Below are 20,049 nucleotides of genomic sequence, written 5' to 3'. Positions count from 1 at the left end.
GATGCATCTGTTAAAAAAATTATCTTGGTTTTTTAAATTGGAGAAGAAGCCTTACTTAATTGGGGTAGGATCTTTGATCCTGGTCAGTTTTTTAAATCTGCTACCACCAAGAATCATGGGACTTGTGATTGATTTGATCGATAAAAGAAGGCTGACACTAGGGCAGTTAGTTGTGGATATCGCTCTTTTGGTCCTAGCAGCTCTAGCCATGTATGGACTTCGTTTTGTCTGGAGACGATATATTTTTGGGACGGCCAATAAGTTGGCTCGGATCTTGCGTTACCGTTTGTTCAAGCAATTTACGCTCATGTCTCCGTCTTTTTATCAGCGTTATCGGACAGGGGATCTCATGGCCCATGCTACTAATGATATCAATGCGGTAACCATGTTTGCTGGTGGTGGGGTGATGTCTGCAGTGGATGCTTCTGTAACAGCCTTGGTGACCTTAGTCAGCATGTTTTTCATGATTGATTGGCGCTTGACCTTGCTAGCTATTTTACCTCTTCCATTTATGGTAATTGTAACATCGGCTATTGGTCGTAAAAATCACCAAGCCTTTAAGGAAGCCCAAGAAGGTTTTTCAGAACTGAACAACTTTGTCCAGGAATCAGTATCAGGGGTTAAGGTAACCAAATCCTTTGGTTTTCAGGCAGATGAGATTCAGGCTTTTGAAAAGACCAATCAGATGGTCTTTTCAAAGAATATGACTTCCGCCAGTTACAACGCCTTATTTGATCCGACCACTCTTCTTTTTGTGGGCTTCTCCTATGTATTGACCCTTTACTTCGGAGGGCTATTTGTCCAAGAAGGGAGCCTGACAGTGGGACAAATCGTAACCTTTATCACCTATCTTAATATGCTCGTCTGGCCCCTCCAAGCCATGGGCTTCTTGTTTAATATTAGTCAGCGAGCTAGTGTCTCCTATGATCGGATTGAGACACTTTTAGCAGAAATACCGGATATTCAAGATTCAAGTCATCCAGTTAGAGAAATCCAAAATGGAGATTTGGAGTACGACATTAATGAATTCGCCTATGAGAAAGAGCCTGTTCTTAAAAAGGTTGCCTTTCATTTAGAAAAAGGGCAAACCCTTGGAATTGTTGGTCCAACTGGATCTGGAAAGACCACCTTGTTGCGTCTCTTGCTTAGAGAGCATGACTTGGAGCAGGGAGCTATCTTGCTAAATGGCATCTCCATCAAAAACTATCGTTTAGAAGATCTTCGAAGCTTGATCGGTTACGTCCCTCAAGATCAGATCCTCTTTGCCATGACCATTCGCGAGAATGTCGCTTTTTCAGATCCACAGATCAAGGAAGAAGAGGTGATAAAGGCTCTGAGAACTTGTGGAGTCTATGAAGATATTCTGGCCATGCCAGACCAGATGGAGACAGTGCTGGGAGAGAGAGGGGTCTCTCTTTCTGGCGGGCAAAAGCAACGAATTGCCATGAGTCGTGCATTGGTCATGAATCCTGAGATCTTGATTCTGGATGATTCCCTGTCTGCAGTAGATGCTAAAACGGAGCACCAAATCATTGAAAATATGAAGCAGGAACGCAAGGGGAAAACAACGATCATCACAGCCCATCGCCTATCAGCGATCGTTCATGCGGATTTGATTCTGGTAATGGAGAATGGACAGATCAAGGAGCGAGGAAATCACGAGGAATTAATGGCTCAAAAAGGTTGGTACTATGAAACCTACCAAGCCCAACAATTATCAGAAGAAATGGAGGGAAAGCTGAATGAAAACATCTGAAGCTCATGTGATGAAGCGGCTCTTGACTTACATGTGGCGTTATAAATGGCTAACAGCCCTAGCCTTAGCCTTTACCTTTCTAACTAGTCTGTTATTGACGGCGATCCCACTTGCAGCTCGCTGGTATATTGACCACCTAGTGGATCCAACAGAAGCAGGCTCACCAGTTTTGACAGCTTTTCAGTTTTTGATTCTCTACTATGGGTTATTCATTGGGCGCGTGCTGGCGACCTACCTGAGCCAATTAACCTTTGCGCGTGTATCCAATTCTATCGTAAGAGACATTCGTCTAGATATTTTCCAAAATCTTCAAAGGCTGGGTATGTCCTTTTATGACCAGACAGCAGCAGGTTCGATTGTTTCGCGCGTGACCAATGATACCCAGGCAGTCGCAGACATGTTTTCTACGGTCTTTTCAAGCCTGGTTTCATCCTTTTTACTCTTTCTAGTCACTCTTGTAACCATGTTTAGCTTGGACTGGCATTTGACTATTTGGATCCTGCCTTTTCTTCCCATCATTTGGTTTTCCATCCGTCTCTATCGCAAGTTATCCAATCGCTTGGTCAAGATGACCCGACAAAAATTATCAGATATCAATGTGAAATTATCGGAATCCATTGAAGGAATGCGGATCGTCCAGGCCTTTCGTCAAGGAAAGCGCTTGACGGATGAATTCGAACAGATTAATGGGGAACATTTGGATTACGCCAACCGATCTGTGGATGTCAATTCCCTCTTTTTGAGGCCAGCTATGACCCTGTTACAGGTTCTGGCTTATGCGGTTATTCTAACCTTTTTCGGCCTAAATTGGCAGTCCTCTGGCTTTACAGCAGGACTTATCTATGCCTTTATCCAGTATGTTAGTCAGCTTTTCCAGCCCTTGATTGATGTCACTCAAAATTTTGCAACCTTGCAGACCTCAACCATTTCTGCAGGTCCTGTCTTTGAAATGATGGATCGAGACGACTATGAGCCCAAGCAAGCTGGTAGCCTGAAAGAAATTGAGCGGGGGGATATTCGTTTTGAGCATGTATCTTTTTCTTATGATGGCAAACGGGATGTCCTAAAAGAGATCTCCTTTGAGGTCAAAAACGGACAAACCATCGCTTTTGTTGGCCATACTGGTTCTGGTAAATCCTCTATTATCAATCTCTTCATGCGGTTTTATGAATTTGATCGTGGCCAGATCTTGATTGATGGACAGGATATCAAGGACTACAGCCAGGAAGCCTTGCGCAAGTCCATTGGTCTAGTGTTGCAGGAACCCTTCCTATATCATGGAACCATTGCTTCTAATATCCGGATGTACCATGAAGAACTGACAGATGAGGAAATCCGACAAGCAGCCGCATTTGTGGATGTAGCAGACTTTATTGAGAGTCTACCTGGTGGCTATGATCATCCGGTAACAGAGCGGGGTTCTACCTTATCGACCGGTCAGCGTCAGCTTCTGGCTTTTGCCCGGACCATTGCTGCTCAGCCTAAGATCCTCATTTTGGATGAGGCCACTGCCAATATCGACCAAGAGACGGAAGAGATGATCCAAAACTCTCTGAAGAAGATGCGCCAAGGGCGGACAACCATTGCCATTGCTCATCGCCTTTCTACCATCCAAGATGCCGATTGCATCTATGTTCTAGATAAGGGAAAAATCATCGAATCGGGCAATCACGACCAACTCATTGCTCTAGGAGGAACGTATAAGAAAATGTATGACCTCCAGGCTGGTATGATGAAATAAGGACAAACAAGGAGAGTGGGACAGAAATCGGTAATTCGTTAGAATTCGATTTCGTCGTCCCACCTCCGCACAGTTGAGTAGGGCTGTAAAAGCTGATGAAATCAGCGTAGTAGAGACCACTCAACCACTGCGTCTTGCTCGACAATCCAAAAATAATTAAGAGGCTAGGACTTTTGTCCCAGCCTCTTGTTTTTCTTTCTTGAAAGCTGTACAATAAAGAAAAGAACAGAAAAAGGGAGCATACACCATGTCAAACGATCTGATCCTGATGGGAGTTGTCATTGTCTTATTTGGACTTTATTTCACTCTTCAAGTCGAGCTTAATAAAGTCAGAAATCAATTCACCCACTATCTTCTAAAACCAGGTAGTATTTCCAAGGAACAAAGAGAGAAGTACCTCAAAGAACCAGAGATGGAAGCGATTCGCCTGATTCGTCTCGATTATCGGATCGGCCTTCAAAATGCCAAACTGATCTATGAGCAATTGAAGAAATAAGAAAGACCCTCGTATAGTCTATACGAGGGTTTCTCTTTCAAAAAAAGGCGTAAGCTTTGGTAAAACATTGGCCACATCTGCCGATTTGATCTTGGCGAGTTGATAAGGACAAGTAGTAATGTAGGCTGCTTCAAAGAAATCAAGCGGGAGTCCACTGTGTTTTAAGGCAGCGAGGGATTGAACTTGTCTGAGTTCTAGAAGGATCCCATCGTGGGTCAGGGTCAGATGAGGGAGAAGAGAAGACTGATCCATCAAGGTCTTCAATCTTTCTTCTTCCTCTTTTTTTCTGGCTAGGAGTCTTTTTTTATTGGTCAGATACATACCATTATCAATGTAGAGACTTAAGGCCTTTTGCATGATGAGATTGCTATCATAGTCCAGAATCGTCTTATAGGTTAAGACCGGCTTTAGAAGGTCTTGGGGAAGGATCATGGAAGTGATGCGAAGAGCAGAAAAGAGATTGGTCGAAAAAGATTTGATGTAGATCACCCGGTTCTTTTGATCCAAATAATGAAAAGATGGAGCATTGCTGCTATCAAGATCTCCCAAATAGTCGTCCTCAACAAGGTAGACATCATATTGGTCAGCTAGTTGCAAGATCGCTTCTTTCTGCTTGGTCGAATAGCTATGACCGAGCGGATAGTGAAAACGAGGGATCGTGTAGAAGAATTTGATATGCCCACTTTTGAAAATCTCTTCAAGTTCCTCAAGATCAATCCCCGTTAAATTTCGTTGAATGGTACGGTAAGCAAGTTGCTGCGAATCAAGGAGTTGGTTCATCCGGTGATAAGTCGGTTGCTCGATTAAGATCTGAGATTTTTTATTGGGAAAGTCAATCTGGCTGAGGATATTAAGCGCCTGCTGAGTACCAGCAGTCAAAACAATCTGATCAGCAGTCGTATAAATACCTTCCTCCTTTAATAAGCCTTGAATGGATTGGCGTACTTCTAGTAAGCCTGCTTGGTCCGAAAAGTTATTGAAGAGATAATTCTCCCGTCCAATCAAGGTTTCATTGATACAGGTCCGGAAGTCCTCGAAAGCCTGGTTGCGGTCTTTCTCTAATTTTAGTGGAAGATCCTCATGTCGATTAGGTTCTTGCTCCAAAACATAGTAGCCACTTTGAGGCTTAGCATAGAGGAAGTGCTGGTAAGTCAAGTCCAGCAAGGCTCGTTGCACCGTGTCCTTACTACAAGAAAATTGACTAGCTAACTGACGAACAGAAGGAATTTTCTGTCCGGTTTCGAGCTGGCCTTGTTGAATAGCTTTTTTTAAGAAATCAATAATTTGTTGGTATTTGCTCGTCTTCATCCTGACTGTCCCCATACAGTTTTTTTCTATTGTACAGAAAAAATCACAAAAAAACCACTCCGAAGAGTGGCGGCAGTATTACATAAAGTAAACAATGGCTAAATACTGAAGGGCAGAAGCGGCAAGGATGAAAAGGTGCCAAATCATATGGAAATATGGTTTTTTCTTGGCATAAAAGCCAGCTCCAACCGTGTAGCAAAGTCCTCCCATGAGCATGAGACCCCAGAAGATCGGATTGGTTTGGCTAACGATTTGGGGAATAATAAAGATGACCAACCAGCCCATGATCAAGTAAAGAGCGAGACTGAACTTTTCATTGACTTTTTTTGCAAAGATTTTATAGAGAATACCAAAGATGGTGGTCCCCCATTGGATCAAAATAATGCTGTAGCCCATCCAGTTGTTCATCAAGGTGAGAACGACCGGTGAGTAACTACCTGCGATTGCAATGTAGATCATGGAATGATCGATAATACGAAGCACATACTTTTGAGGTGAATCGTAAGACATAGCATGGTAGACGGTCGAAGACAGAAACATCAAAAAGAGACTGATCACAAAGATAGAAGTCCCAAAAGCACTGAGAAGACCGTGTTGCTCAAAGCTATAGACTGCTGAGATCGGAAGCAAGATCAACATGAGGAGGGCGCCAACAGCATGGGTTACGCTATTAGCGATCTCTTCTCCAAAGGATAATTTTTTACTTAGTTTCATGGTGTAATTCATCAGTTTCTTCCTCCGTTTTTACTGGTTGAATATAAGAAAGGGTTTCAAGATAAAGTTGAACTGTCTGACAGGCAGAGCGAATGATAGGAGCGATCGGCTCTTTTTGCTCATTGAGATAAGCGACAAAGCTATTATAGAGAAGATCTGAGCTTGCCTGATCCTGCAAGAAATTTAAGGTAGAAGCGATCTCCTGAATAGAAAAGACCGTTTTTAAGGTTGTAATAGCGATCAAGCGAGCCACCTGTCTACGCTGGTATTTCTTCTTATCTGGTTTTTCGACATAGCCATGTTTTACGTAATTGTTGATCATGGCAGCCGTCAAGCCCTTGTCTGAAGAGGAGAGAACAGGTGCACAGGTTTTATTGACATAAAGAAGGACCTGATCGAGATAGAGGTCTAGCTCAGGCAGTTGCTCCCACGTTGGATAGGAAAAAGTGGACACTAAATCTTCACCTTTCTTTAATCTAGTTTTCATAACTAGATAATAACATTAATAAAAACTCCTGTCAAGAAAATTTGAAAAATATGGTACAATAGACCTATGAAACTATTAATTCCATCCGCTAAAGAACTGAACGAACAGGTTCGTATCGTCGAGCCCCAACCCTTGTCAGAGAACACAAAAACTATCCTCCAAGCTTTGAAGGCATTCTCCCTAGAAGAATTAGCGACCTTTTACGGGATCTCAGAAGAAAGAGCCCTAGTAGAAAAGGAAAGAATTGAAGCTCTGTTAGCTGGGAGTGCTAAAACCTATCCTGCTTTGGAACTGTTTGATGGCCTTATGTACCGTAGTATCGAGCGTCAAGACTTATCCGAAAAAGAGCAGGCTTATCTGCAGGAGCATTTGTTGATCACGACTGCTTTATACGGTGTACTACCTGCCTATGAAGGGATAGCTCCCCATCGCTTGGATTTTATGATGAAGCTAAAACCAGCTGGAAAATCTCTAAAGGCACTTTGGAAAGAGGACTATGATCAGGCAGTAGAAGGTGAGGAGCAGATCTTATCCCTTTTGTCTTCTGAGTTTGAACAGGTCTTTTCAAAAGCCATTCGTGAGCGAATGATTCGGATCAAATTCATGGAGAATCGTGGTGGGACACTAAAGATTCACTCAACGATTTCAAAGAAAGCACGTGGGGCTATGGTGACAGCCATGATGAAAGAAGAAATCACCCATCTAGAAGATCTGAAATCACTAGAAGTAGCAGGTTTCTCTTATCGTGAGGATTTATCGCAAGAGAAAGAATGGATCTTTGTGAAAGAATAAATAAAAATATTCCTGAGAAGCGTCAGGAATATTTTTTTGATCTGTTAGATAAAGAGAATACACGATGAAAACTCCAAAATAGAGGATTTTGGAGTCAGAATCGTCTTGAGCAGTAGGCTTAGGCGATATGTTTGAATTTCTTCAAGAGTTCTGTCAACTCAGCTTGCTCGCCGCTATTAAAGACTTGCATCAAGCGTTGAATATTTTTGATATGATCTGGAAGAGCTTCTTCGATCTTTTTACGACCGGCATCTGTAATAGATACAAGATAAGCACGGCGGTCTTCTGGATCGGTTTCGCGTGTAATCCAACCATCGCGGACCATATTGCGAATAACCACAGTCATATTTCCAGAGGTCGCAAGAATGCTATCAATCAGATCTTGAATGCGAAGATCGCCTTTGCTGTACAAGGTCTCAAGTACAGAGAATTGAGTTGGTGTCAACTGGTGCTTTTTAAAGATATGAGCCTCAGACGCACGGATCAATCGTTCTGCCTTGTGGAAGACGATCATGGTTTTTAAATCTACGTTTGCTTCTTTGAATAATCTCTTTAAATTTTCCATATCTATATTTTATCAATAAATAGTATTTCTGTCGTTTAATTTTATTTTCAAATTAGTTACAAAATTGTGACAAATTTATTAAACTATGAACAAATGATAGCAAAGGTGTTAATTTTACTTTGCTTATCAAACAATTTTATACTAAAACATTGTAACAGGTATGAAATATTAGTAACAACTCTTTCTTGAAAATCTATAGAATTCTAGGTGGCTTTGGTGTATAATGAGGGAGTGAAACAGAAAAATAATCTTTTTATAGTATGGCAACATATAATAGGAATCTGTATCTTAGTGTTGACGGTCCTTTTTTCTTGGCTATTTCTTGCTGAAAAAACTTCTGATCGCTTGCAGGATCAGATTGCACAAGCAAGAAAAATAGCTCTGTCTCACTCTTCGATTGCGACCATTGAGACGGATAGTTTCTTTCATGGCAAAGAAGCCTATCTTTCCTTTATTGGCAAGGACCGAGAGGGGCAAGAACTAGCGGTCTTGGTGGCGCAGGCGGATGATGCAGTCTATACCTACCCTTTGAAAGAAGGAGTTAGTTCCAAAAAGGCAGCTTCCGTCGTCAAAGAGAAGAGTCAGGACGCTATTGATCGGGTAACTTTTGGACGCTTTAAAGGCAAACCGATCTGGGAAGTCAAGGTTGGGAGCTCTTATTATGTGGTGGATTTCAAGACTGGGAAAGTCACCGGTGTTTTTTAAGATTTGAGGAGGAAATATGAAATTATCAAATCGTGTATTGGAAATGGAAGAAAGTGTGACCTTGGCTGCAAATGCGCGTGCCAAAGCTTTGGCAGCAGAAGGTCGTGATATCTTAAGTTTGACCCTGGGTCAACCTGACTTTGCGACTCCAAAAAATATTCAAGAAGCAGCAGTCGCATCGATCGAGGATGGTCGCGCTAGCTTTTATACGGTCGCATCTGGACTTCCAGAATTGAAGGATGCCATTAGCGACTACATGAAAGAGTTTTATGGCTATACAGTGAATCGAAATGAGGTTGTGGTCGGTACTGGTGCTAAGTTTATCATCTATGCCTTCTTTACTTCTGTCATCAATCCAGGTGATGAAGTCATCATTCCAACCCCTTGCTGGGTTTCTTATGTAGACCAGGTGAAGATGGTAGAAGGCACACCTGTTACTTTCCAAACAACAGAAGAAAATCACTTCAAGGCAACGGTAGAGCAATTGGAAGCAGCACGGACAGACAAGACCAAGGTTGTCTTGCTGAATTCGCCATCCAATCCAACAGGAATGATCTACAGTAAAGAAGAACTCGAAGCAATCGGAAACTGGGCTGTCGAGCATGATATCTTGATTTTGGCAGACGATATCTACGGGCGATTAGTCTACAATGGCAATACCTTTACGCCCATTTCTAGCTTATCAGAAGCGATTCGCAAGCAAACCATCGTGATTAACGGAGTTTCTAAAACCTATGCTATGACTGGTTGGCGGGTTGGTTTTGCTGTAGGAGATTCTGAGATTATCGGAGCTATGGCCAAGGTGATCAGCCAAACAACTTCCAACTTAACAACCGTTTCCCAATATGCCGCAATCGAAGCCCTCACAGGAGACCAATCTTCTATTGAGATCATGCGTCAAGCTTTTGAGGAACGCTTGAATACTATTTATCCTTTGTTGAATGAAGTACCTGGTTTTGAAGCCATCAAACCTCAAGGAGCCTTCTATCTCTTCCCAAATGTCAAGAAGGCCATGGAGATGAAGGGCTATACGGATGTGACGGAATTTACCACTGCAATTTTAGAAGAAGCAGAGGTTGCTTTAGTAACGGGAGCTGGCTTTGGTGCCCCTGAAAATATTCGCTTGTCTTATGCGACAGATTTGGACACCCTGAAAGAGGCTGTTCGCCGACTCAAGGCCTTTATGGAAAAATAAAATCGCAAGATCCTTAGTAATGAGCTGAGGATCTTTTTCTTTAAAAAAAATCTGGTTTTCACAGGTAGAGCCTAGCACTGAAAGCCTTTTTATGATACAATTAAGAAGATAATGTCTTCGGACAAGTTTAACGAGAAAAGGAAGATGAATGATGACAAAACGGATTACTATCATCGAAGTAAAAGACTATGTTGGTCAAGAAGTGACCATCGGTGCTTGGGTGGCCAACAAATCAGGTAAAGGAAAAATTGCTTTCTTGCAATTGCGTGACGGGACTGCCTTTTTCCAAGGTGTGGCTTTTAAACCAAACTTTATCGAAAAATTCGGCGAAGAAGTGGGGCTTGAAAAATTTGATACCATCAAACGCTTGAGCCAAGAAACATCAGTGTTTGTGACTGGTATTGTCAAAGAAGACGAGCGTTCTAAATTTGGTTACGAATTGGATATTACAGACATCGAAGTGATCGGTGAATCTCAAGATTACCCAATCACTCCTAAAGAACACGGGACAGACTTCTTGATGGACAACCGCCACTTGTGGTTGCGTTCACGCAAACAAGTTGCTGTCATGCAAATCCGTAATGCTATCATCTATGCAACTTATGAGTTCTTCGATAAGAACGGCTTCATGAAGTTTGATAGCCCAATTCTTTCAGGAAATGCGGCAGAAGATTCTACAGAACTTTTTGAAACAGACTACTTTGGAACACCAGCTTACTTGAGCCAATCAGGTCAGCTTTATCTCGAAGCTGGTGCTATGGCCCTTGGTCGCGTCTTTGACTTTGGACCAGTATTCCGTGCTGAAAAATCTAAGACTCGCCGTCACTTGACTGAGTTCTGGATGATGGACGCTGAGTACTCTTACTTGACACACGATGAATCACTTGACTTGCAAGAAGCTTATGTCAAAGCTCTTCTACAAGGTGTTTTGGACCGTGCACCTCAAGCCTTGGAAACCTTGGAACGTGATACAGAGCTCTTGAAACGCTATATTGTGGAGCCATTCAAACGGATCACTTACGATGAAGCCATTGATCTCTTGCAAGAGCATGAAAATGATGAAGATGCTGACTACGAGCATCTTGAGCATGGTGATGACTTCGGCTCACCACATGAAACTTGGATTTCAAACCACTTTGGTGTGCCAACATTTGTCATGAACTACCCAGCAGCTATCAAGGCCTTCTACATGAAACCAGTTCCTGGAAATCCAGAGCGCGTGCTTTGTGCAGACTTGCTTGCTCCAGAAGGCTATGGAGAAATCATCGGTGGCTCTATGCGTGAGGAAGACTACGATGCCCTTGTTGCAAAAATGGATGAACTTGGCATGGATCGTACAGAGTATGAATTCTACCTTGATCTTCGTAAATACGGTACAGTCCCACACGGTGGCTTTGGTATTGGGATTGAACGGATGGTAACCTTCGCGGCTGGTACAAAACACATCCGTGAAGCCATTCCATTCCCACGTATGTTGCACCGTATCAAACCTTAATAGACGTAAAAACGCCATTAGGCGTTTTTCACTTTTATCTGCTTCAAAAAACTATGAAAGGAAACTCAATGCTGAAAATAGACATCATTGATGGGAAAGAATACGAGGATGGTCAGGGGTCTTTGATCGCAGATCTAGACCATAGCATTCAACAGATGCTCAAGACATCCTACCCGGAAAGTCAAATGGATGATTTTATCACGTATAAAAATTTGAGCCAATATTGTATGGATTATCTAGGTCAGATTATTGATCGTGCCAATGATAAAAATGATGCGATTAAACAGCAGGTAACAGCTGTCATGCCCGAAAGCGAGCGTCCCTTTAACGTTGAAGACCGCTTGACAGCCAGCTATACCTTCGGTCAGCGTGTGGCGGATTCGGTTGCGCGCTTCGGTGGTTCTTGGACCTTTATTATTAGCTTCATCATGATGATGGCTATCTGGATGTTGATCAATGTCTTGCATCCCTTTGGCTGGAATTTTGACCCTTATCCTTTCATCTTGCTGAATCTAGCACTTTCTACGATTGCGGCGATTCAAGCTCCTTTGATCATGATGAGCCAAAACAGGGCAGCAGATTATGATCGCCTGCAAGCGCGAAATGACTTTAACGTCAATATGGAGTCTGAACGGGAAATTCGCTTGTTGCATACGAAGATTGATCATATGGTGCAGCAAGACCAGACGGATTTACTGGAAATTCAAAAGTTGCAAACCGAATTGTTGGTGTCCTTGTCTAATCAAGTGACCCAATTGCGTCAAGAACTGAATCAAGCAAGAATGAAGGAGGTGGAGAAAATGTAGGCAAATCTAAGTAAGTCTTTTAGAAACACTTATATAATCTATTGAAAGAGGAAAAACAATGTTTAAAAGAACTTACAAACGCAATATTTCACTCCTAGCAGGTTTGGAATTTACATCTTATTTTGGAATCACCAGTTTTTGGATTCTCTTTTTTATTCAAAATGGTCTTTCTTTGCTTCAGATTGGTTTATTAGAGAGTATCTTTCATGGGACGAGTCTCTTGTGTGAGATCCCATCTGGTATGTTAGCCGATCGCTTTAGCTACAAGACCAATCTCTATTTGGCTCGCTTGTCCAGTATTGGATCTTCTATCTTGATTTTATTTGGTCAGGGGAACTTTTGGATCTATGCGATTGCTATGATGGTCAATGCTTGGTCTTATAATTTTGACTCGGGGACTAGTACAGCTTTCTTATTTGATTCAGCGGTAGAAGCAGGTCAAAAAGACCGTTATCTTCAGATTTCTAGCTTCTTGTCTGGTGTGGCCGAAGTCACCCGAACGTTAGGTACAGTCGTGGCAGGCTTCTTTATTCACGGAGCATTGGCTTGGACCTATTATATTGCTATTGGGCTTTCCTTGCTTTCTATTCTTTTGATCTTTCTGATGAAGGAGCCAGAGAGCAAGAGTGATGAAAGAAATCATTTGACCTTAAAGCGGATATTGGAGGTAGTGAAACAAGAATGGCTGGAAAAACCAGTCTTATTTTACTGGATGCTCATCTATCAGTTGGTAGGGACCATCATGTGTATGTTTTATTTTTACTACCAACAGAAAATTAGTGACTTAGCTAGTTGGCAAGTTTCGCTCATCATGTTAATTGGTAGTGGATTCAATCTCCTAGCGGTTTATTTGGCCAGTCAAATCGGGAAAAAATGGAATAGTAATCAAGTCTTTCCGATTCTAGTTGCACTGACAGGGTTGGCCTTGCTTTTAGTAGGTGTAAAGACCCCATTCGCCTATCTGAGTGTCTATCTCTTGACCAATGCCCTTTATGCAGTTTATCAACCCATCTACTACAATGATTTACAAGCTTATCTGCCATCTAGTGTACGAGCAACGATGCTGAGTATCAATTCCATGATGTTTAGTCTATCTATGATTGTCATTTTCCCACTGACTGGTTGGTTCATTGATAGTTGTGGCTTTGTAGCAGTCTTTCTTGTATTAGGCCTTATAACACTATTTTCTTTCCCACTACTAATGATTGGATTGGGGAAAATGGGTAAGACCTTAAGCAAGGTAACAAAGAAGGAATAAGATTTCTGACCTTCATCTGGTCAGTATTCAACTCTCTCTGCTCTGTAGGGGGAGTTTTTTCATCTTAAGAATTTGTGGTAAAATAGGTATATCCTATTTAAAAAGAATCGAGTCGTATGAAATCATTATTGAAGTATTTTAAGGGCTATCTATGGGAAACTTTTCTAGGGCCCGCGTTTAAACTTTTAGAAGCTATTTTTGAATTGTGTGTCCCCTTAATCATCGCCCACTTAGTCGATCAGGTCATTCCGAAAAAGGAAACGAGCGCAGTGGTGATGACGGTCGGTGTTTTGTTTTTATTTGCGAGCTTTGGGGTCGTCGTAGCCATTACGGCCCAGTATTTTTCTTCTAAAGCAGCTGTCGGCTTTACCCGCGAGATGACCAAAGATTTGTATGAGAAGATCTTATCGCTTCCAAAGGACAAGCGCGATAGGATCGGTACTTCTAGTTTGGTAACCCGTCTTACTTCTGATACCTATCAAATCCAGGTTGGGATCAACCAATTCTTGCGCCTCTTTTTGAGAGCACCGATTATTGTCTTTGGTTCTATCATCATGGCCTTCACCATCAGTCCTAAACTCACTCTTTGGTTCTTGGGGATGGTGGCGATTTTAACCCTGATTATTGTCATCATGTCTCGGATTGTCAATCCTCTTTTTGCCAAGATTCGTAAAATTACAGACCGAATGGTCACGGTGACGCGTCAGCAATTTCAAGGGATACGGGTGATTCGGGCCTTTGGACAAGATGCTAGTGAATTAGAAGATTTTAGAGAGGTCAATCAGGACTACAAGATCTGGCAAATTCGCGCTGGTATCTGGTCTAGTTTGGTGAGTCCCTTGACATTCCTTGTGGTCAATACGACCTTGGTTTGTGTTATTTGGCAAGGACAATTGAATATCTCTGCTGGCCTTCTAACCCAAGGGATGTTGGTCGCTTTGGTCAATTATTTATTACAAATTTTAACAGAATTGATCAAACTGGCTATGCTGGTCACGTCTTTAAATGTCAGCTATATTTCAGCCAAGCGTGTCCAAGAGATTTTCGATTTGAAGGAAGAAGACCTCTTAGAAGCTTTGCCAGAAGAAACTGCAAGAGAGCAAGAAGCGATCAGCGCAGAGAAAGTTTCTTTCACTTATCCAACGGCTTCAAGCCCAGCACTAGAAGATATTTCCTTTGATCTGGATCATGGACAGATGTTGGGAATTATCGGTGGTACAGGATCTGGGAAGTCTACCCTAGTTCAGTTATTGAGTCATTTGTATACTGTGAGTCAGGGAAAATTAGCCCTCTATCATCAAGCTCACTCTCCTAAAACTCTCAAGGAGTGGCGGGACTGGGTAGCTGTTGTTCCACAGAAGGCAGAGCTCTTTAGAGGGACTATCCGCTCGAATCTCTTACTAGGGATGGAAGAAAATCTATCGGATGATGATTTGTGGTGGGCACTAGAAACAGCTCAGGCAGCTGATTTTGTCCGTGAAAAAGAAGGACAACTCGATGAGCCAGTGGAAGCCTTTGGTCGAAATTTCTCAGGAGGCCAACGTCAACGGTTGACCATTGCGCGTGCCCTTTTGAAGAAGGATCCTTTCTTGATTTTGGATGATTCAACTTCTGCCTTGGATTATTTGACGGAAGCTCGTCTCTTAAAATCGATAAAAGAAGAATTGAGTGATACGAGTTTGATCCTAGTATCTCAACGAACCAATAGTCTCAAGTCTGCTGATCAGATTTTAGTCTTGAACAAGGGTCATCAAGTAGGACTGGGAAATCATGATTTCCTTTTGTCTACCAATGAGATTTATCAAGAAATTCATTATTCACAACACGGGAGGGAGGAAGCATGAGTCAAAAACGTTCTAGTTATGTAAAACGTCTGTTTAGAGATTTTGCCAACCATCCCGGGCTCCTGATTCTAGCTAGTCTTGGAACCATCGCTCAAGTGGCCTTAACGGTCTGGTTACCGATCCTGATCGGACATGCGGTTGATTTAGTCATCAATCCTCAAGGGATGAAAGTCTTATGGCCTGTTTTGATCCAAATGGTTCTGGTCATTGTGGCCAATACCTTGATCCAATGGATCAATCCTCTTGTCTACAATCAATTGGTCTATCGTTTTAGCCAAAGCCTAAGAGCAGAAGTGATGGAAAAAGTACACCGATTGCCCTTGTCTTATCTAGATAAACAAGGGAGCGGGGACTTCGTCAGTCGCCTCACGACCGATGTAGAGCAACTCAACAGTGGTCTTCTGATGGTCTTTAACCAGTTCTTTGTTGGCCTCTTAACCATTCTTGTCACTATCGTGACCATGGCAGAATTGGATTTCTTTATGATGGTGGCGGTTCTGGTCTTGACCCCTTTATCCCTGGTGATTGCTCGTTTTATTGCCAAGCGTTCTTATACGCTTTTCCAAAAGCAGACCAAGGCGCGTGGTCTTCAAACGCAGTTGATCGAAGAGTCCTTGACCCAGGAAAGTTTGATCCAGTCCTTTAATGCTCAGGATCAATTCCGTGAGGCTTTTAAGGGGACTAATGAAAGCTATGCCAATTATTCCCAATCCGCTGTATTTTATTCTTCAACTGTCAACCCTGCCACTCGCTTTGTGAATGCCTTGATTTATGCAGTAGTGGCTGGATTTGGTGCTGTACGCATTATTTCGGGATCTCACTTTACCGTTGGTCAATTGGTGACCTTCCTCAATTATGTCAATCAATACACCAAGCCCTTTAATGACATCTCCTCTGTCTTGTCAGAACTCCAAAGTGCCCTTGCCTGCGCAGAGCGCTTGTATAGCGTCTTGGATCAAGCTGAGGTCGAAGAGACGGGTCAACGGGTCCTGGAAAGTCAGGATGTTAAAGGTGCGATTGGTTTTGAACACGTCACATTTGGCTATGATTTGGGGCGGACCTTGATCAAAGATTTAACCATTCAGGTTCCAGCCGCCAGTAAGGTTGCCATTGTAGGGCCTACTGGAGCAGGAAAATCGACCTTAATTAATCTGCTCATGCGTTTCTACCCTGTTAATTCTGGAGAGATCACGATTGATGGAGTGCCAATTACGGACTACACCCGTGCTTCTTACCGCCAACAGTTTGGTATGGTTTTGCAAGAAACCTGGCTCAAGGTCGGGACGATTCATGAAAATATTGCCTTTTCTCGTCCAGATGCAACTAGAGAAGAAGTCATAGAAGCAGCCAAAGCAGCCAATGCAGATTTCTTCATTCGGCAGTTGCCACAAGGGTATGATACTTATCTTTCAGATGCTGGAGAGTCTTTGTCCCAAGGTCAACGCCAACTCTTAACGATTGCGCGGGTTTTCCTTTCAGTTCCTAAGATTTTAATCTTGGACGAGGCGACATCTTCCATCGATACTCGGACTGAGGTCTTGATTCAAGATGCCTTTAATCAGCTCATGAAGGGGCGGACCAGCTTTATCATTGCTCACCGCTTATCGACCATTCAAAATGCTGATATGATCCTTGTCATGGTGGATGGCGATATTGTTGAGCATGGCACTCATGAAGAGCTAATGCAAGCGCAAGGTGTGTACTATAAGATGCAGACTGCTCAGCAACAAATTAGTTAAAATGAAAAGCATTTTCAGATTTGAAAATGCTTTTTTGGGTCTAAAAAACATCTAGCAAAATTGCTAGATGCTTCAAAAACCACTATTTTTTAAACGTTTAGAACCTTATCCAAGAATTCTTTCAAGCGTGGGTGTTGGGGGTTGTCGAAGATTTGGTCTGGTTTGCCGTCTTCGAGGAATTCACCGTCTGCGGTGAAGATGACGCGGTTGGCTACTTGGCGGGCGAATCCCATCTCGTGGGTAACGATGATCATGGTCATGCCTTGCTCTGCCAACTCTTTCATAACGTTCAATACATCTCCAACCATCTCAGGGTCAAGGGCAGAAGTAGGTTCGTCAAAGAGCATAATATCTGGATTCATGGCAAGTCCACGTGCGATAGCCACACGTTGTTTTTGACCACCGGAAAGGCTGTTCGGATTGGCATCGGCTTTATCTGCGAGTCCAACTTTTTCCAACAATTCCATCCCCACTTTTTGAGCTTCTTCACGGGTCATTAGTTTGTGCTCTACTGGTGCAAACATAATGTTTTCAAGGACGCTCATGTGAGGGAAGAGGTTGAAGTGTTGGAAAACCATCCCGACATTTTCACGGACCAAATCGACATTGGTTTTTGGATCGGTTAGATCATATCCATTAACTGTAATTTGACCTTTTGTAACTTCTTCGAGGAGATTGAGACTACGAAGGAAGGTCGATTTACCAGAACCGGATGGTCCGATAATGCAGACCACATCCCCTTCATAGAATTTTGTTGAAATTCCTTTTAGGACCTCATTTTCACCGTAGTATTTATGGAGGTCATGGACATCAATTTTTAATTTAGCCATTAGTTAGCCCTCTTTTCTAATTTTTTTGCAAATCGTGTTAGCAAGGTGATAATCACGAGGTAGAAGACGGCAAGGATCGCATACATCTTGAAACTTTGGTAGTTTCGAGCGATGATGATCTTACCAGTTTGGAAGAGTTCTACCAATCCGATCGCAGATACGATAGTCGTATCTTTCAGGGCAATGACGAATTGGTTAACAAAGTTTGGAAGCATGAGTTTGGTTGCTTGTGGCAAGATGATCTTGCGCATGGTCTTACCATAAGAGATTCCAAGGCTTCGGCTGGCTTCCATCTGTCCAATCGGTACAGCTTGGATCCCCCCACGGACAATTTCTGCGATATAGGCAGCAGCATTGAGAGAGAGGGCAATAGTACCTGCGACAAAGTCGTTGATTGGGGATTGATGACCTGTGACCGATTCAATCAAGTTTGGAATTCCCCAGAAGATGAAGGCGGCGAGGATCATAAGTGGGATCCCACGAATAACATCGACAAAGATTTCAGCAGTCCAGCGGAGCCACTTATAAGGGCTAACACTAAACATCCCAAAGATAACACCGATCACCATAGCAATGGCGAAAGAGAGAAGTGCAAGGGCAAGAGTCACACCCAAACCACTTAACAATTGTTTGTAATTGTTTTGAAGCAAGCCCCAGATCGTTGTTTCATCTGCTGTTGTACTTGAAGTACTTGACTTGCTATCTGCTTTAAGGTATTTATCGAGAATTTTTTGGTATTGACCACTTTTCTTCAAGTTTGCAAGACCGTTATTGAACATTTCGATCAATTCAGGATTTTCACCCTTCTTAACGGCAAATGCTAGTTGACCACTTGGAGTTCCTTCGATAGGTGTTTTGAATTTACGTCCTTGTTTAATAGCGTATTTGATAACAGGTTCGTCATCCATGATCGCTGCGACAGAACCAGAATTCAAACTATCGTACATAGAAGCTCCGTCAGAGAACGTTTTGATCTTGTAACCATATTTCTTTTGGTTTTCTTCAAGGAAGTTTTGTGAGGAAGTACCGTTTTTAACACCGACTGTCTTTCCTTTTAGGTCATCATATGAATCAATCTTGCTGCTTTCTTGAACGGCTAGAATAGAATTGGCCGTGTAGTATGGTTCAGAAAAATCAAATGTTTCTTTCCGAGCATCTGTCACAGTCATCCCTGCGATCATTCCTTGCGCATGGCCGGATTGAACATCACTTACCGCAGCATCAAATCCAGGATTGTCAATCTCGATAGTAAATCCTTGGTCTTTGGCAATAGCCTTGATCAAGTCCATATCAATCCCTGTGTATTTATTTTTTCCATTTTGGAAGACAAATGGTGCAAAAGATGAGTCACTTGAAATGCTATATTTTGATTTTTTAGGAGTTGCTTTTTGACCAGTAGGAGTAGTTGTTTCTGGAACGGCACTGTTACTTGATGATTGGCTTTCACCAGTCCATTTCTTGATGATCTTATCAAGTGTTCCATCAGCTTTCATTTGAGCGAGAGCCTTGTTAAATTCAGTGATCAACTTTTCATGATTGCCACCTTTTTTAACACCAAAGGCAAAGCCACCGACTGCTTCTCCGTCCATATTGATAGCTAGGTCCTGACCCTTTTGAATGGCATATTGAATAACAGGTTGGTCATCCATGACCGCATCAACCGCACCAGCTGATAAACTGTTGTACATGAGATCGCCAGTATCAAAAGTCTTGATCTTGTAGCCGTATTTGTCCTTGTTTTTATCGAGGAAACGTTGGGCTGCAGTTCCGTTTTTAACACCGACTGTCTTCCCTTTTAATTGGCTGTACTTCGTGATTTTGTCAGCTTTTTTAGTCGCAATGACAACTTTTGTATCATAGTAAGTATCAGACATGGTGAAGACTTTTTCACGTTCGGTTGTTTTGGTCATCCCGGCCATGATGGCATCTGCTTGACCAGCTTGTACTGCATTGACCGCTGCATCAAATCCCGGGAAGGATTTGTCCAAATCCCAGCCATTGATTTCAGCGACCTTGTCCAAGATCTCTACGTCAATTCCTTTATAGGTTTGATCTGAATCCTTAAATTCAAACGGTGCATATGCTGTGTCAAAAACGACCTTGATCGTTTCAGCATGAGCATGACCAGCGAATGCAACGAATGGAAATAAGAAAAGCAAACATGCTAGTAATTTTTTCTTCATTTCTGTCTCCTTTTAATTCTTTTCTCTTTGGGGTTTTGACCCATGAGCACATTGACCAAAGGATGGCCTTAAAAAAACAAATCATTCATACCAAAACGAGTATGAATGGTCTTATGTTTTTCTACAAGAGCTATT

General features: G+C 42.4%; 17 protein-coding genes. 11 read left to right on the top strand and 6 right to left on the bottom strand.

Annotation, left to right across the window (positions count from 1 at the left end; translation table 11 throughout):
• Position 1 precedes the first annotated feature (1 nt).
• The 3 genes from WKT08_RS01325 to WKT08_RS01315 all read left to right on the top strand — a co-directional run bounded on the left by WKT08_RS01325 (position 2) and on the right by WKT08_RS01315 (position 3,993).
• Complete coding sequence (locus WKT08_RS01325) at positions 2–1,756, top strand: ABC transporter ATP-binding protein (RefSeq protein WP_340279598.1); 1,755 nt, start codon at positions 2–4, stop codon at positions 1,754–1,756.
• The gene (locus tag WKT08_RS01320; protein WP_340279597.1) at positions 1,743–3,497 is read left to right on the top strand and encodes an ABC transporter ATP-binding protein; all 1,755 of its coding nucleotides are present in this window, start codon (positions 1,743–1,745) and stop codon (positions 3,495–3,497) included. The genes WKT08_RS01325 and WKT08_RS01320 overlap by 14 nt, the downstream gene beginning before the upstream one ends.
• 247 nt (positions 3,498–3,744) lie before the next feature.
• Positions 3,745–3,993 carry a hypothetical protein gene (locus WKT08_RS01315; protein ID WP_003001593.1) on the top strand — a complete coding sequence of 83 codons (249 nt, stop codon included), beginning with the start codon at positions 3,745–3,747 and terminating at the stop codon, positions 3,991–3,993.
• 18 nt (positions 3,994–4,011) lie between these two features.
• Here the strand turns inward: WKT08_RS01315 and WKT08_RS01310 are convergent, their stop codons facing one another.
• The 3 genes from WKT08_RS01310 to WKT08_RS01300 form a co-directional block, all read right to left on the bottom strand.
• Positions 4,012–5,316, bottom strand: coding sequence for an aminotransferase-like domain-containing protein (locus WKT08_RS01310; protein WP_340279596.1), 1,305 nt, complete (start codon positions 5,314–5,316; stop codon positions 4,012–4,014).
• 63 nt (positions 5,317–5,379) lie between these two features.
• On the bottom strand, positions 5,380–6,027 hold the full coding sequence (trhA, locus tag WKT08_RS01305) for a PAQR family membrane homeostasis protein TrhA (protein WP_340279595.1): 648 nt from the start codon (positions 6,025–6,027) through the stop codon (positions 5,380–5,382).
• Positions 6,002–6,502 carry a DUF1836 domain-containing protein gene (locus tag WKT08_RS01300; protein WP_013903686.1) on the bottom strand — a complete coding sequence of 167 codons (501 nt, stop codon included), beginning with the start codon at positions 6,500–6,502 and terminating at the stop codon, positions 6,002–6,004. Before WKT08_RS01300 ends, trhA begins: the two co-directional genes overlap by 26 nt.
• Positions 6,503–6,568: 66 nt before the next feature.
• On the opposite strand from WKT08_RS01300, the gene yaaA reads away from it, so the two are divergent.
• A complete protein-coding gene (gene yaaA / locus WKT08_RS01295) occupies positions 6,569–7,294 on the top strand; it encodes a peroxide stress protein YaaA (protein WP_340279594.1) in 726 nt (241 codons plus the stop codon).
• Positions 7,295–7,412: 118 nt separating this feature from the next.
• Here yaaA and WKT08_RS01290 read toward each other — a convergent pair whose 3' ends face one another.
• Positions 7,413–7,859: a MarR family winged helix-turn-helix transcriptional regulator gene (locus tag WKT08_RS01290; protein ID WP_003001765.1), complete on the bottom strand. Its 447-nt coding sequence runs from the start codon at positions 7,857–7,859 to the stop codon at positions 7,413–7,415.
• Positions 7,860–8,150: 291 nt separating this feature from the next.
• Here WKT08_RS01290 and WKT08_RS01285 point away from each other — a divergent pair, with 291 nt between their 5' ends.
• From WKT08_RS01285 to WKT08_RS01255, 7 genes are all read left to right on the top strand, one after another.
• Positions 8,151–8,564, top strand: a complete 414-nt coding sequence (locus WKT08_RS01285) for a cell wall elongation regulator TseB-like domain-containing protein (protein WP_037607928.1) — start codon at positions 8,151–8,153, stop codon at positions 8,562–8,564.
• 16 nt (positions 8,565–8,580) lie between these two features.
• Positions 8,581–9,759, top strand: a complete 1,179-nt coding sequence (locus tag WKT08_RS01280) for a pyridoxal phosphate-dependent aminotransferase (RefSeq protein WP_340279593.1) — start codon at positions 8,581–8,583, stop codon at positions 9,757–9,759.
• 148 nt (positions 9,760–9,907) lie between these two features.
• Positions 9,908–11,254 carry an asparagine--tRNA ligase gene (asnS, locus tag WKT08_RS01275; RefSeq protein WP_340279592.1) on the top strand — a complete coding sequence of 449 codons (1,347 nt, stop codon included), beginning with the start codon at positions 9,908–9,910 and terminating at the stop codon, positions 11,252–11,254.
• 68 nt (positions 11,255–11,322) lie between these two features.
• Entirely contained in the window at positions 11,323–12,060 is a 738-nt protein-coding gene (locus WKT08_RS01270; protein ID WP_340279591.1) for a DUF1003 domain-containing protein, read from the top strand.
• 58 nt (positions 12,061–12,118) lie between these two features.
• The gene (locus tag WKT08_RS01265; RefSeq protein WP_003007574.1) at positions 12,119–13,318 is read left to right on the top strand and encodes an MFS transporter; all 1,200 of its coding nucleotides are present in this window, start codon (positions 12,119–12,121) and stop codon (positions 13,316–13,318) included.
• Positions 13,319–13,434: 116 nt separating this feature from the next.
• Entirely contained in the window at positions 13,435–15,162 is a 1,728-nt protein-coding gene (locus WKT08_RS01260; RefSeq protein WP_340279590.1) for an ABC transporter ATP-binding protein, read from the top strand.
• A complete protein-coding gene (locus WKT08_RS01255) occupies positions 15,159–16,901 on the top strand; it encodes an ABC transporter ATP-binding protein (RefSeq protein WP_340279589.1) in 1,743 nt (580 codons plus the stop codon). Before WKT08_RS01260 ends, WKT08_RS01255 begins: the two co-directional genes overlap by 4 nt.
• Positions 16,902–16,990: 89 nt before the next feature.
• Here WKT08_RS01255 and WKT08_RS01250 read toward each other — a convergent pair whose 3' ends face one another.
• Positions 16,991–17,731 (bottom strand): amino acid ABC transporter ATP-binding protein, encoded by a 741-nt coding sequence (locus WKT08_RS01250; protein ID WP_014713432.1) that lies wholly within the window; start codon positions 17,729–17,731, stop codon positions 16,991–16,993.
• Positions 17,731–19,914: an amino acid ABC transporter substrate-binding protein/permease gene (locus WKT08_RS01245; RefSeq protein ID WP_340279588.1), complete on the bottom strand. Its 2,184-nt coding sequence runs from the start codon at positions 19,912–19,914 to the stop codon at positions 17,731–17,733. The genes WKT08_RS01250 and WKT08_RS01245 overlap by 1 nt, the downstream gene beginning before the upstream one ends.
• Positions 19,915–20,049 lie beyond the last annotated feature (135 nt).

It is taken from the genome of Streptococcus sp. HCA-5024, assembly GCF_037890265.1.
GTDB classification, from domain to species: domain Bacteria; phylum Bacillota; class Bacilli; order Lactobacillales; family Streptococcaceae; genus Streptococcus; species Streptococcus lingualis.
Note: the sequence above shows the minus strand (reverse complement) of the source record. Positions and strands in the feature narration are given on the sequence as shown.

Excerpts from the sequence above, each read along its gene's own strand:
- WKT08_RS01325 (WP_340279598.1), top strand. The coding sequence starts at position 2 with ATGCATCTGTTAAAAAAATTATCTTGGTTTTTTAAATTGGAGAAGAAG.
- WKT08_RS01320 (WP_340279597.1), top strand. The coding sequence starts at position 1,743 with ATGAAAACATCTGAAGCTCATGTGATGAAGCGGCTCTTGACTTACATG.
- WKT08_RS01315 (WP_003001593.1), top strand. The coding sequence starts at position 3,745 with ATGTCAAACGATCTGATCCTGATGGGAGTTGTCATTGTCTTATTTGGA.
- WKT08_RS01310 (WP_340279596.1), bottom strand. The coding sequence starts at position 5,316 with ATGGGGACAGTCAGGATGAAGACGAGCAAATACCAACAAATTATTGAT.
- trhA (WP_340279595.1), bottom strand. The coding sequence starts at position 6,027 with ATGAATTACACCATGAAACTAAGTAAAAAATTATCCTTTGGAGAAGAG.
- WKT08_RS01300 (WP_013903686.1), bottom strand. The coding sequence starts at position 6,502 with ATGAAAACTAGATTAAAGAAAGGTGAAGATTTAGTGTCCACTTTTTCC.
- yaaA (WP_340279594.1), top strand. The coding sequence starts at position 6,569 with ATGAAACTATTAATTCCATCCGCTAAAGAACTGAACGAACAGGTTCGT.
- WKT08_RS01290 (WP_003001765.1), bottom strand. The coding sequence starts at position 7,859 with ATGGAAAATTTAAAGAGATTATTCAAAGAAGCAAACGTAGATTTAAAA.
- WKT08_RS01280 (WP_340279593.1), top strand. The coding sequence starts at position 8,581 with ATGAAATTATCAAATCGTGTATTGGAAATGGAAGAAAGTGTGACCTTG.
- asnS (WP_340279592.1), top strand. The coding sequence starts at position 9,908 with ATGATGACAAAACGGATTACTATCATCGAAGTAAAAGACTATGTTGGT.
- WKT08_RS01270 (WP_340279591.1), top strand. The coding sequence starts at position 11,323 with ATGCTGAAAATAGACATCATTGATGGGAAAGAATACGAGGATGGTCAG.
- WKT08_RS01265 (WP_003007574.1), top strand. The coding sequence starts at position 12,119 with ATGTTTAAAAGAACTTACAAACGCAATATTTCACTCCTAGCAGGTTTG.
- WKT08_RS01260 (WP_340279590.1), top strand. The coding sequence starts at position 13,435 with ATGAAATCATTATTGAAGTATTTTAAGGGCTATCTATGGGAAACTTTT.
- WKT08_RS01255 (WP_340279589.1), top strand. The coding sequence starts at position 15,159 with ATGAGTCAAAAACGTTCTAGTTATGTAAAACGTCTGTTTAGAGATTTT.
- WKT08_RS01250 (WP_014713432.1), bottom strand. The coding sequence starts at position 17,731 with ATGGCTAAATTAAAAATTGATGTCCATGACCTCCATAAATACTACGGT.
- WKT08_RS01245 (WP_340279588.1), bottom strand. The coding sequence starts at position 19,914 with ATGAAGAAAAAATTACTAGCATGTTTGCTTTTCTTATTTCCATTCGTT.